We start from the raw sequence: 13,125 nt of genomic DNA, 5'->3' as shown, positions 1-13,125 counted from the left end.
TTGCAGCATGGATTTTTCTTCAAAACTTTTAGAAAACGCGGTGAATGAAGTGAGTAGGTTGCCGGGGATAGGGAAACGCACGGCATTGCGGTTGGTGTTACATTTGTTAAAGCAACCCCAAGAGCATACGAAGTATTTAACCGAAGCCTTAAGCGTTTTGAGAAACGAAGTGAAAACCTGCCGTAAATGCCACAATATTTCCGATACGGTGCTTTGTGATATCTGTGCGAATCCTAACAGAAATGCAGAAGTTATTTGTGTAGTCGAAGATATTCGAGATGTAATGGCTATCGAAAATACAGCACAGTTTAGAGGTGTTTATCACGTATTGGGGGGTAAAATTTCTCCTATGGAAGGAATTGGGCCTCAGAACTTACAGATAGAATCTCTGGTAGAAAAAGTCAAGAATGGCGAGGTCAAAGAATTGATTTTTGCGTTGAGTTCAACCATGGAAGGTGATACTACCAATTTCTATATTTACAAACAGGTAGCTCCCTATGAGATTATCACATCGACGATTGCTCGAGGAATTTCAGTAGGGGACGAGTTGGAATTCGCAGATGAGGTAACCCTTGGACGAAGTATCTTGAACCGCATACCTTTTGAGAATTCCTTAAATAGAGGGTAGTCGTTTTTTGAGTAAAACGAATCTCTTATTTCAAAGTAGATGAGTTCATTATTTTAATTAGGACTTTATTCTTTTTGAACCTACTTAAAACCGATAAAGACTGAGTTAAGAGTAACTTTTTTACGCTTAATTTCGAAATCGAAAATAAAAAACCCGTTCCTAAGAACGGGAAAATTGCTATGAAAAAGAAAGTCTAAGGACGTCTCCTTGACTTTGGTAAAAATACATTGTTCATGTCAGGGGAGCAATACTCAGTTTTACTATTTGCTGCCTAGGGAAAACCCTGATATTTGTAGGGGATAAGCGTTAAAAAACAATTTGTCGATGTTGATTGCCTAGTAGAGGGCTTTCTTTACATATTTGTCTACTCGTTCTGGTAGCGGATATTGGAAGTTGTGAGAAGGTAGTGATAGTACAAGTGTAAGCACTGTATTATTCAAATGGAGATGAGGCTCTTTTAAAGGTCGGGTTCAGAAGCAATAATTTATTGCTAAAATAACGTACTTTTAGAGCATAAAATTTTAATTGAACTGCTGTATATGGTTGAAATAAGGCAGTTTTTTAGCTAGCATACAATGGAAATAGCCTATTATTTAGTGGATGTCTTTACCTCACAAAAATACGGAGGGAACCAACTGGCCGTATTTGTAGATTATGAAAATCGAGTTTCGGACACAGAAATGCTACAAATAGCGAAAGAGTTGAACTTTCCCGAAATAACTTTTATTAAAAAGAATCGTGATAACAAAGTGTTTGACATTCGAATTTTTACCCCAGAATACGAGGTGCCTTTTGCCGGACATCCGTCATTGGGGACAGCATTTGTTATTGCGAAGTATCTGGTACCAACGGTTGGTTCGCGTATGACTTTACGTGTAAAACACGGCGAAATCCCAATTGAGTTAACATCGACAGATAACACGATTACCAATAGTTTGTTTGTCATGCAACAAGCAGCGCCTGAGTTTATAAATACCTTTACGCACGAGGAAGTTGCTGAAGGATTAGGGATTCCAATAGATTATTTGGATATGCAGCAGCCTGTAGAAGAGATAACGACAGGGTTGCCCTATATCGTGATACCCATTGTAAATCTAGTGAAAATGAATGCATTGCAGCTCAATGCTCAAAAGGTGATTGCGTTTTTAAAGCAGCATAAAAAGTATAAAACCAATAGTAACACAGGGCTGACAACTTCCTTATTCTTTGCAACTGACCAAACCTTTGAGCAAGGAACTAGTTACAATACCAGAATGTTTTGTGTAGAAAATGAAGTACTTGTTGAAGACGCGGCAACAGGAAGTGCTAACGGTTGCTTTTTAGCCTATCTCCTCAAATACGAAGCTTTACAAATTTCGGCTGTGGTGGAACAGGGGTTTCAGTTGAATAGGAAGTCGCATATCTATTTGGAAGGGACACGATCGGAGGATGAATACGAGATAAAAATTGGGGGAAAGGTCGTTGAGGTAAGTTCAGGACATTGGAAATTATAATAACGAACTCCTACTTATAGGATAAGAAAATTCTTAGATTCGCATTTGATTGTTACTGCAATCTTATAAACAGCAGAAGCGAAAGAGAGAAGGTTAGTTTTTATGAGTAAACTAAATAACGAAGGGGAATAGAGAAGCGATACTAGTGCTAAGTGAATTAGCTTGGTAATTAGTCCGTTTTAAAGGAACAACGTTTAGGAACTCTTTCCGGTGTTCAGCATTGGAATTATCAAAATTTTCTAATCGTTGTTGCAGCTTGGGTGATGTTAAGGCATAGTGATGTTATGAATAGAACAACAGAAGAATTATTAGCGTTAGTTTGTACTATAAACAAGGTGCCAGCCTTGAGTAAGGAGAGGGTAGCGTCGGAATTTAGAACACTTGGCAGGACCTTAGGAATTGAGTTCCCGAAAATAGTTGTTGATTTTTATGCAACTTTAGGAATCAATTCAGTATTGTTTAGTGATGTGTTTAGTGATCTTAGCGTAAATGAACGCGGTGATTTAGAGTTTTATTGTAACATACAAACGGGAGATACTTGGGCCATACAGTTGAAAGGAGAACAGGACCTATGGTACCGGCCGTTTGATGAGGAATGGAAGAGAGTCCCTTTCACTGTTGATGATTTTTTGTCGAATGAGGTTTTAGTGACAAGCTGTTTTAATCAGCCTTATTTTGCACAAGGATATTGTACCAAAGAAGCTCTTGATGCTGCCATCACTGCTGGGACACTAAGAGTGGTTTATGAGTGTGAAATAGCACCAATGAAAAATTTAGCTTCTCGACATCCCTTTCAAATGCTAGGATGTCAGTCAGTAGAAAACGATTTATTATTAGTAGGTTTTCAAAACAACTTTATGGGGAATTCGTATTTAGAGCTACGTTACGGAGCCAACAGTAAATCGGACTTCGAAAAATTTGTTAAGATTTTTGGTTTACATTGGTCAGCACCCTGGCTGGATAATCAAATTTAGATTACAAATCGTTTGACGCTTCTTAATTGACTGTACCATGTTTGTCAGTCCTCGCTTTTGGAGCGCTAGCTTAGACGGGGAAGAAGGAGGAAAATATACCTTCAAAAGAAGGGAAGTAATAATTTTATTTTCAGCAGAGTTTTCTCATCTTTGAAGTCTAATAAAATTTGCTATTCATGAAAAAATATTTCCTGTATTTACTCGTCATTTGTTCATTTATTAACTGTTCTTCAGATGATGAATTGAGGAGTTTCGAACTGTTAACATCAAAGCGATGGGTTTTTGATAGCTATCAATTACTAAAAGTAACGAGTAACCCCGGAAATCACAGTGATAGTAAAATTCAAGATCAGATAATTTCGCAGTATAAAAACAAGGTTAGCTATAATTTTTCTAAAGATTATACTGCCGATTTTTTTGATGGCTATTACGGCTATAGTATTAAATGGGAATTGGTAAATAATCAATTAAAATTAGATTTTGGAGAACGCCCCAGTTTTAATACAACCTTTACCATCCGTGCTATAGAATCGGACCAGCTAGTGTTGTATCACGAGAAAAGCGCTACTGTAATTGATGGAGATCAAACGGAGTACGCAGGCAATAGTATTTTTGTAGCTAAACCCTAGTGTAGGTGTCTGGGGTTATCGAAACTACGTTTTTTTAATACCAATAGTAATCACAGTTATTCATATGAATGAAAAGTTTGCTACATTATACCCAGAAATAGCTCGTATTGGAGAATGTTCATAGGCATTTCGAAAAGAACTGCTCAACAGAATACTTGATTTAGAAGTGGTCAACGCATTCCAAATCGAAGAGTACGGCACGGAGAGAGCTTGTGTGGTTTAGGCCGAAAAGCAGGTAGGAATCGGTTTAGCAAGAGATGAAAAACTATTTATAGTTGACTTTTGGAATCAGGGAATACTGTTAGCTGAAGGCAGGAGTTCTCATTGGCTGGATATGGTGGATGCCATTACAGATTGGTTGACATGCGATGTTACGAGTACGGTTTTTTCGAATAAGTTTCAAGGAATTAACCCTACCGCTATTGCAGAAGCCTTTGATGAAAATAAAGAAATTGAATTTTCCTGGAATCGCTTATTGCAAAGTGAACAGAACGAACCCTTAGGAGCGTTGATAGCACTCGCTGCAGATGATGAAGTGTTGCAGACCTTGTTTCCGTATATGAGCTTGTACACGTTGTTGTTGAGTCGCTGTACGGGGTATCCTTACGATTCTCAAAATCTCCCTACGGTAACCCCAGCGGTGAATTTTTTCGATATTGAAACGCAGGAACGTCAAGTAGGGACAACCACTCAGGTGGATGTCCAGTACGTAGTGGCCGATACTGAAATGAATGTGTTAGGAAAAGGAACTGCTAAAGAGGCGATAGCGATGATTAAAACCTATATTCCTGCTGATATTCAACCCGCAACGAAAGGATTTTGGAAGCAGACTGACTTGCAGTAGCAATAAGTAGTTGAGCTATGTGAAAGGGAATACTTTTGGAAGTTGAGGTGTTATACGTAAAGGGTTTATAATGAATGTTAAAAAGAGCATAACAGATGCGTAAACGATATTTTTTTTGGTGTTGGTTGAGTTTGCTTATGGGAGGAAGCTCTTATGGGCAAACTATGGAAGAGCTGAGAGAGCAAATAGTTCAAGTGCTTCACAATAAATCGGCTACGGTGGGGGTAGCGATTCAGATACTACCCTCCAAGGATACGTTGATGATTCATAGCAAGCTTCGGGTTCCTATGCAGAGTGTATACAAGTTTCACGTGGCCTTGGCAGTATTACATCAAGTAGATTTAGGTGTACTGAGTTTACAGAAACGCATCAACATATCAGAAGCCAAAGTCAAAGACTACCGCCATTTATACAGTCCGCTATGTAGGAAGTATCTCCAAGGGACTACACTGACCTTAGCGGAAGTTCTGAGCTATGCAGTTGCGCAGAGCGATAATCTAGCGTGCGATATACTTTTTGAGCTTGTGGGTGGTCCGAAGGCGGTACAAACCTATATACATCAACTCGGAATTAAGGAGGTAGCGATACTGCATACAGAAAAGGATATGCAAGCCAACTGGCAGCGGCAGTTTGAAAATTGGACAACCGCCAGTGCAGCCAATCGATTGTTAGCCCTCTTTTTTGAAAATAAAAAACACCTACTGAGTAAAGAGAGTCATGGCTTTTTATGGCGGACTATGAAAGCAACCGATACAGGGAAGACTAGCCTCCGCGGAATGCTTCCGAAACAGGTGGTACTTGCTCATAAAACGGGACATTCAGGAAAAAATGCCGCAGGCCTTACCGGTGCTGTAAATGACATTGGCGTATTGTTTTTTTCAGCATCTTCTTATGCCTATATCAGCGTTTTTGTGAGTAACTCAAAAGAAAGTGATACCACCAATGAGAAAATAATTGCTAGCATAGCAAAGTTGACCTATGATTATTTAAAAAAACAATAAGGATACTCAGCACAAAGATTATTGTTAGGAGAGTACCCGTTTGAACTACACCTATGAGAAATTGCTCAACTGTACTAATGAAGATTCAGATAGTACTGGCTTTTTTAATATCCAGTATAATGTTTGCACAACAAAAAGAACGCATAGAGGATTATCAGGGGATTTGGATTGCTAAACCGTATTACGAGTCTTTTGAGAAAACAAAAAATGCGCTGGCCTCCAAAAAGGCTTTTGCTCCCACGGGGCCCGTAGGTTTGCGGATTAATATGTCAGAAGAAACGAATGGTAAATTATCGGTGGGGCTGGCCATGCTGCACGATCACCTGTTACGAGCTGAGGTATCACAGTACGTAGTTCAAGGAAAGGATACGTTGTATGAACAAGGTTTTTTTAGTATCCAATTAAAAGAGCAAGATAAAAATAATGCGTTTAATGTTTACCAGGGGCCTTATTTTGGTCGTTGGTCTCCAACCAAATTAATACTTAAAGAGAACGCTGTTGTATTGCAGCGAGGAGGAAATAGCGATGTTGCTGTAGAGCGAATTTCGTACGTTCGAATTGCTGAGAAATTTGAAAAGGAATATCAGTTCCCGAATCCCTTGTATTATTACATGAGAAAAAGTTTACTAACGGGTGATTTTACGCTCAAAGACAGTACGGATACTACAATTTGTCCAAAATTTACAATTCACCCTGATGGGCGTATGGAAGGATATTCGAAGTTAAAAAACAAAAGCATATACTATTCAACAGATATCTATTGTGGTCCAGAGATCATTGACGAAGTTGTATTGATAGCTGAAGAATTCAAAGATGTCAATCCTCATTGTGCTGTGTTTGTGTTTAAGAAAATCGATGAAAAAACGATATACTTGTACAAAACCTATCCTAGAACGAATAGTTCCAATGGAGATGTGGGAGCAGCTGAGCAAAAAGCACCATTGGGTAAGGTGTTTTACAAATTATTGAGGCATTGACACTGATTACCGTCATAAGTTGTGGTATTTTTCGTAAAAGATCTTAATTTGTAAATGAAACGGATTCGATTTGTGTTCAAATTCAAGTCAAAAGGTTTCAGAAGTGATTATAAAAAAATAATACTATCTTGCGATGCTTCTAAATTGCTATGCCTAAACAATCTACAAATCGTATATGTTGTTGAGCTTGTCTAAAGTTTCAACAAGAATAGGATGGTGGTTTGGAGCAGTAAATCTAAAAACTTAATAAATATGTTAAAAAAATTACTATTCGGGGTGTTACTGAGTTTTCTGTTGGTGTCTTGTATTGACAATAATGATACTCCTCCTAAAGATGAGAAAGCCTTATTAACTGCTAAACTATGGACCTTTAATCGTTTTGAAATAACGGAGCTTAATGAAAATCCAGGGAATTATACTGAGGCCGAAGTAGAGGCTATTATTAATAAGCTACGCAAAGGAATTACCTTTAAGTTTAATGAAGATACTTCAGGTACGTATACAGTTAGGTCTGAATCCTTCGATTTGAACTGGTCATTAGAAGAAGGTATTTTAAAACTTCGTTTTTCTGACAGTATGTTAAACACGGATTTTCGTTTGAATGATGTAAGCGAAGAAGAATTAAATATTTCGTTTTTAACCCTGTCTACCGGAATCTTTAATAATCAAAAAACCACCTATCGAGGCAATCATTTTTATCGATAGTCAATACAAAAGCTTAGCGTCTGCTAAGCTTTTTTTCTTAATAGAGTACCCTTAATATGGTGTTTTTCTTACTGATTCTAGTAGCGTAAAAGAAAGTAGTATATTGATCTGAGCGATAGGCTGCTTTTCTTTTTCAGTACTCGTAAAAATGGCCTCGATACGATTACAGCGAGTTGTTTGCTGAAAGAATTGAGGTACTGGGATACCGAAGTAAAATTAATTATTGGTATCTTCGTTTTTTAAAATGCCAGGGGAATTTTTATGGTTCTTACGACGAGAATACAACCCCAAAAGAAAAAGAATTCAGTAATGACACATGCAAATTTTGATGCGCAAATTGCGGCGCATAAAGATCTCAGTAAACTCCTACGCGATCAAGAGATCATCGGATTTTCAAATTTTAGTGACCTCGAAGCCGCCCCAGAATTTTTAAACTATATAGCACCGCAGTACATAGCGAGTTTTAGGGTTCTCTTTAAAAGGTATACAGAAACTGCTCCCAACGAGGTGAAGTTGAATGCTTTGTTGAGGTCTTTGGAGTATGTAGCAAGCTCTGAAGTAATTACTGCTGTAGAGGAAGACCTGAATAGTCTTTTAAAAGAAGCACTCGATCTTTTGGTAATTAATAAATCACGTGTCGATGCCAAATTGGAGTTGTTAGATATTCCAGCTCTTAAAAAAGCGGTCTCGATCACCGTTATTAATTGCTGCAATCGCGGAAAGGCATCGCCCAAAGTACAAAAGACGACTGATGAGATAATTGCACATATTTTATACCTCAATTACAAACTTAAAGATGTAAATCCTAAGTATCAAAAGCAACTGTATTTCGCGGATGAAGAATTGAAAGAGCGATTGCTAAAAATTGAACGATACCATCCATCTCAAAAATCGAAATACCTAGGCTTTAAACAAGAAGCCTCGTCTACGACTCCTAAGGAGAACGAAACACAGCCGGAAGAAATCCCCATTATTGAGGTCAAAAAGGAAAATAAGAACTATTGGATCTATGTAGTTTTAGGAATCGGTGTACTCTTGTTAAAGTTTTGTGCTCGAATCTAACTAGCACACAGGACTTAGGAATAAAAATAGCGTGCAATGATGAAAACCGTAAGGGCTTGCGCTGACGGTTTAATATTTTTGTAGAAAATAAGGATAGTAAAAAGGAGATGAGAGAATTTTTAGTTTCGGTATACGCGATGTTTTTTTTTAAAACACTGGATGGAGTGTCCATTTTTTTGGGATTAATGGGCTGGATTGGTGTAGTTATTTTTTTATTTGGAATGTTGAAGTACTAAGCAAAGCGTATAGACAGGTTAATATGCCGCGGTATTGTGTCGCTAACTTATTGATAAGCAATATGAACTGGGCTTAGTAACTCGTCCGTTTTGTTGTTTTTCTAGCATAGTATGCATCGTTTCCTCTGTTTGTCGCTATAAAACTCGCGATAAATTTCATATCTTGGTAGTTGTGACGCGAGACTAAACTAGTATTACCATGAAAAAACTAATGATAGTAATAATGTTCCTGAGTAGTATTGTGCTACAGGGACAAACTGCTAAAGAGAATTTGCGAAATACTTTCGATACTTATATAAACTTGACCATGGCGCAGGAGTTCGATAAATCTTTTGATTATATCATTCAAGATTTGTTTGAAATTATTCCAAGAGCGCAAATGGTAGCCCTGATGAAACAGATTTACAACAATCCAAAAATGAAAATTCACTTGGAAAATCCTAAAATTCTGTCGTTAGGAGCTATTGAAAAACTCAAAGGAAAATGGTATGCTATTTTGACCTATTCTAATATCATGCGCATTAAAGTGAACCCAGAGGATACCGATGAATCCGCAGAAGATAAGGCTGTTCGTATGGGATTGTTAAAGGTGTCTTTCAATAAAAAGTTTGGAACTAAAAATGTTAAGTACAACGAAGAAACAGGTTTTTTTGAAATTAATGTGGTAAAATCAGTTTGTTGTGCTTCTGAGGATGGCAAGTCTGATTGGAAGTTTTTAACCTTAGATAAGGCGCAACAGAAACTAACGAAATCCTTTTTACCAGCAGAGATTTTTGAAAAGCTGTAATTAGAAAATAAATCTAGAATAGGTTTTAATTATAAATTGTTATGAATAAACAGCGATTGACCTTGTTAATCTTGGCTTCGTTAGGTGTATTGGCTACGTTTATGCCGTGGTCATCTCTTCCGGTGTTAGGAGCTATGAGCGGAATAAACACGAAAATAGGGAAGTTTTCACTCGTCCTTTTTACCATTCCTTTATTAGGAAGTTTTATAGGCGATAGAACGAAAGATCTGAAAGGAATACTATTGTACGTAGTAGTATTGAGCAGTGTATTGTCAGTGCTTTTTAATACAGTACAGTTATGGGTGCTCACATCAGTGGATGCCGAAACTAGTAATCCTATTGATTATATTCTTGCTGATCAAATTAGGGTGGATGTGGGCCTCTTCTTGGCCTTGCTATCCGGAGTACTTATACCTGTTTTAGTAAAGATTATGAAAGAATCTGCCCCCAATGCATCTGTGAATTTGTCGAAGAATAGCGATGCAAAAAAATCGCAATTTCCTGTGAGGGAAACGATGAAAAGCAAACCGATTATTCAAAAAGATCGTCCAAAAATTGATGCAGTAAGCGTAGCAAAAGAGTTAAAAAACGAAGCTACCAAGGTGAATGTTATGGAACCATCTGATCACAGCAAATACATGCCTAAGTAGTAATGTAATATCACAAACCTCATAGAAATGAATTCAGACTTTATAGAAATTCCCTCTGCCAACGGACTATTAAATGCCACCATGTACACTGCGCAAGATTGCAATAGCGTTTTGGTAATAGCTTCTGCTACAGGTGTGAAACAAGAGTTTTATAAAACTTTTGCCACGTATGTACAAGCGCAAGGTATAGCAGTAATCACCTTTGATTATAGCGGTATTGGTCGCAGTTTATCACTGCCACTGCAACAAGTAAAGTCGAATGCGGCTAGCTGGGGGTACCGTGATCTTGAAGCTGTTTTTCAATTTGTGTTGCAAAAGTATCCGAAGGCTAAAAAAATGGTACTAGGCCATAGTATAGGAGGGCAATTGATTGGATTGGCACCATCGTCAATACAGTTTGATAAAATTATATTGGTCGCTTCGCAATCGGGATATTGGAAATTTTGGTCAGGCAAAAGCAAAATTCAAATGTGGTTTAATTGGTATGTGTTATTTCCGGTACTATTACCACTTTTTGGGTATCTACCTTCAAAAAAGTTGACCGGTATGGAGAATTTGCCTAAAAATATGGCGGCACAATGGATGCGTTGGTGTAGGTCGGAAAATTACCTTTGGGACGACCCGAGTATAGAAGAAAAGTATTATTCGACCATCGAGAATCCTGTAAGTGTATTTGCTATTGAAGACGATCACTTTGCACCGAAAACTGCCGTTTTATGGCTTGCTAAAAAATACGAGAATGCAAAGCTGAAGGAATACGAGCTTAAGCTGAAGGATTTCCAAACGAAACGCATTGGTCATTTTGGCGTTTTTAAAGCCTCTTTTGAATCTTCTATCTGGCAGCTACTGCTTCGTGAAATGGCATAAAAAGCAAGAGGTTAATGCGTTAACCTCTTACTGACGTGAATTGCGAAATCAAATCACTACTACAAAAAACTAAATTATAAAAATTAATATATGAAAATTCGTTGCTAGAGGTGTCGCTTACCTAGATACGAGGGATTTTTTTATAGTTCGGCTCTTGTGTGAGCTCATCGCTAATTTCCAAGTAGCGAACAACACCATCAGCATTGACTTTTGAGAGCGATCGAGCGTGTAAACCAGCTAGATTTCCGGTGGCGATTTCCACGCCAAAATGTTTTCCAAAAACCCCTTCTTTGAAATCTGATAACATCACGACATTTTTTAATTCGTGAGTTGTTAAGTAACGTTCTTGAGCAAAAGGTAAATCTCTAGAAATACAGATTAAGGGTACACTGAGTTTTTCTGCTTCTTGTGAGAGTTTGAAAATGGAACTAGCACAAACTTCGGTATCTACACTCGGAAAAGTATAGAGTAAGGCCCCATTTACGAGTACATCGTATAGAGCTACCTCTTTCAAGTCAGAGGATAGCAAGTACACTTTCGGTAGCTGTGTATGTATTTTAGGAGTTACACTTTGTAAGTGGAGTGTTTCTCCCATGCAGGTTATGGTCTTCATAGTGTTTGAATTTTATTTGTTGCGAAAGTATAAAGAAGCTTTTAGGAGATGCACAGTCATGTGCTGAGCTATGGGGGATGGATGACTAGCGTAGTAATTTCGGTGATAAAGCCAATCGGAATCGATATTGTTACTTTTATTTGAAATACTGACCATAAAAAAAGCCAGTGCATATGCACTGGCTTTTGAACTAGCGATTGAGAAAGATGAACTACCGTGTATTCAGGTATTTAAAACGTCAACCAAATAAAGGAAACCTGAATATAGGTAGTAAAACACCGCTAGCATTTAATAAGCTGTGTTACTAAGGCTACTTGTAATTTATAGAGATGCAATAGTAGTAACTAGGACAGTTACTTTCCTTATTAAAGTTTTTAATAACGTATTACTTGTGATGAACTCGTTTAAACTAGTGATATAGGTCGCGGAGGAGTAGTTAATACCGTAAAAAGTAAAAAAGGACAGCGAAATTGCTGTCCTTGAAGTCGGGGTACTACGTACTAAACAAGTAACTATAAATAGCTGTTACACGGACAAAGCTAGCGACGAAATTGGTTGATGATTCACTTATATGACGAGGACCTTGAATGTTGTGATTACTGCAGGGAATATTGTTTTTAACATGCTGAAGCATGAAAATACAGCGTTTGTGATTGGATACAAATATTCTTGTCTATATTTGCGGCGAGTGAATTTTTAATTCACCATCCCTAGTTACCTATAATTAAATAGCGATACCTTTTAAATGCTGTGCATTCTGAGAGGAAATGGCTGATACCTACTAAAAAATAGTGTAACGAATGATTGTAAAAACAGTACTTATTGGGGGAGAAAGTACCGCCGCAACTAATTTTAAGAAACGAATTTCGAAATGTGAATTTTTTACGTTGACAGAAGTAAAAGGAACACTTTCTGGGGTGCCTACATGGCTTGACAACACCACACCACAATTACTTTTTATAGATAGAGCAATTGAAATAACTGAGTTAGAATTACTAAGTGATTTAATGAAAAGCCCAGCAACTTTTTTGCTGTGTTCTCGACAGGGGGTAATACTTGAGGAAACAATGCAACACAGAGAGCAATTTTACCACATTGAAGACTGTGCTAGTGAGCTTGTGATGGCAGAGGTGTTTTGTCGAATTCTCTTTGCGATCATGCGATGGCAGCAACGAGAGCTGACTCAAAATTTTACTGCCAACGTACTGCAGTTACGTCTTAATGAACAGGGAGAAAAACGCATCAGTTTTAAAATTGATAACGTGGTAATTTTCCTAAAGCTGAAAGAAATAAAATACATTTTAGCTTCTGGAAACTACATTGAAATCATCACTGCTGAAAATAAGAAATATTTGGTGAGAGAAACGATTAGTCGCCTTGGCCAGGTATTTAGGAATACCGTAATGTTCAGGATCCACAGGTCTTGCATCGTGAATATATCTTTTGTAAATAGGTTGGTGTATTCAAGTCATGGTGAGCTCGACGTAGGGATTTGTGACTCTGAACTGTTAAGAGTAGGGAAAAGTTACAAACAAGATTTTTTAAACCATATGGATATCACAAAAGGGGTAAATGTTTTACCCTAGCAACGATATGTGGCATTGTTCTTGATAAAGTAGCTTTTTCTAATTTTTAACTAGTGAATTTTTAAGGGTAATT

General features: G+C 37.6%; 14 protein-coding genes. 13 read left to right on the top strand and 1 reads right to left on the bottom strand.

Going from position 1 to position 13,125, the window contains the following annotated elements:
• Nucleotides 1–7: 7 nt before the first annotated feature.
• The 12 genes from recR to ACKTS5_RS13555 all read left to right on the top strand — a co-directional run bounded on the left by recR (nt 8) and on the right by ACKTS5_RS13555 (nt 10,853).
• Nucleotides 8–628 (top strand): recombination mediator RecR, encoded by a 621-nt coding sequence (gene recR / locus ACKTS5_RS13610; protein WP_408044429.1) that lies wholly within the window; start codon nt 8–10, stop codon nt 626–628.
• Nucleotides 629–1,203: 575 nt separating this feature from the next.
• Nucleotides 1,204–2,121, top strand: a complete 918-nt coding sequence (locus ACKTS5_RS13605) for a PhzF family phenazine biosynthesis protein (RefSeq protein WP_408044428.1) — start codon at nt 1,204–1,206, stop codon at nt 2,119–2,121.
• A 284-nt stretch (nt 2,122–2,405) separates the two neighbouring features.
• A complete protein-coding gene (locus ACKTS5_RS13600; protein ID WP_408044427.1) occupies nt 2,406–3,095 on the top strand; it encodes a hypothetical protein in 690 nt (229 codons plus the stop codon).
• A gap of 176 nt (nt 3,096–3,271) precedes the next feature.
• On the top strand, nt 3,272–3,724 hold the full coding sequence (locus tag ACKTS5_RS13595) for a hypothetical protein (RefSeq protein WP_408044426.1): 453 nt from the start codon (nt 3,272–3,274) through the stop codon (nt 3,722–3,724).
• Between the two features lie 334 nt (nt 3,725–4,058).
• Nucleotides 4,059–4,568 (top strand): DUF6193 family natural product biosynthesis protein, encoded by a 510-nt coding sequence (locus ACKTS5_RS13590; protein WP_408044425.1) that lies wholly within the window; start codon nt 4,059–4,061, stop codon nt 4,566–4,568.
• Nucleotides 4,569–4,663: 95 nt separating this feature from the next.
• Complete coding sequence (gene bla, locus ACKTS5_RS13585; RefSeq protein WP_408044424.1) at nt 4,664–5,569, top strand: class A beta-lactamase; 906 nt, start codon at nt 4,664–4,666, stop codon at nt 5,567–5,569.
• A 119-nt stretch (nt 5,570–5,688) separates the two neighbouring features.
• Nucleotides 5,689–6,546 (top strand): hypothetical protein, encoded by an 858-nt coding sequence (locus ACKTS5_RS13580; RefSeq protein ID WP_408044423.1) that lies wholly within the window; start codon nt 5,689–5,691, stop codon nt 6,544–6,546.
• Nucleotides 6,547–6,798: 252 nt separating this feature from the next.
• The gene (locus ACKTS5_RS13575; RefSeq protein ID WP_408044422.1) at nt 6,799–7,251 is read left to right on the top strand and encodes a hypothetical protein; all 453 of its coding nucleotides are present in this window, start codon (nt 6,799–6,801) and stop codon (nt 7,249–7,251) included.
• Nucleotides 7,252–7,560: 309 nt separating this feature from the next.
• The gene (locus ACKTS5_RS13570; RefSeq protein WP_408044421.1) at nt 7,561–8,313 is read left to right on the top strand and encodes a hypothetical protein; all 753 of its coding nucleotides are present in this window, start codon (nt 7,561–7,563) and stop codon (nt 8,311–8,313) included.
• 435 nt (nt 8,314–8,748) lie between these two features.
• Nucleotides 8,749–9,336: a hypothetical protein gene (locus ACKTS5_RS13565; protein WP_408044420.1), complete on the top strand. Its 588-nt coding sequence runs from the start codon at nt 8,749–8,751 to the stop codon at nt 9,334–9,336.
• Between the two features lie 41 nt (nt 9,337–9,377).
• Nucleotides 9,378–9,986: a hypothetical protein gene (locus ACKTS5_RS13560; protein ID WP_408044419.1), complete on the top strand. Its 609-nt coding sequence runs from the start codon at nt 9,378–9,380 to the stop codon at nt 9,984–9,986.
• A 27-nt stretch (nt 9,987–10,013) separates the two neighbouring features.
• Nucleotides 10,014–10,853, top strand: a complete 840-nt coding sequence (locus ACKTS5_RS13555; protein ID WP_408044418.1) for an alpha/beta hydrolase family protein — start codon at nt 10,014–10,016, stop codon at nt 10,851–10,853.
• Between the two features lie 121 nt (nt 10,854–10,974).
• Here ACKTS5_RS13555 and tpx read toward each other — a convergent pair whose 3' ends face one another.
• Nucleotides 10,975–11,466: a thiol peroxidase gene (tpx, locus tag ACKTS5_RS13550; protein WP_408044417.1), complete on the bottom strand. Its 492-nt coding sequence runs from the start codon at nt 11,464–11,466 to the stop codon at nt 10,975–10,977.
• Between the two features lie 800 nt (nt 11,467–12,266).
• Here tpx and ACKTS5_RS13545 point away from each other — a divergent pair.
• The gene (locus tag ACKTS5_RS13545; protein WP_408044416.1) at nt 12,267–13,052 is read left to right on the top strand and encodes a LytR/AlgR family response regulator transcription factor; all 786 of its coding nucleotides are present in this window, start codon (nt 12,267–12,269) and stop codon (nt 13,050–13,052) included.
• Nucleotides 13,053–13,125 lie beyond the last annotated feature (73 nt).

The sequence above is a fragment of the Tenacibaculum litopenaei genome, assembly GCF_964514025.1.
Classification (GTDB): Bacteria; Bacteroidota; Bacteroidia; order Flavobacteriales; family Flavobacteriaceae; genus Polaribacter; species Polaribacter litopenaei.
Note: the sequence above shows the minus strand (reverse complement) of the source record. Positions and strands in the feature narration are given on the sequence as shown.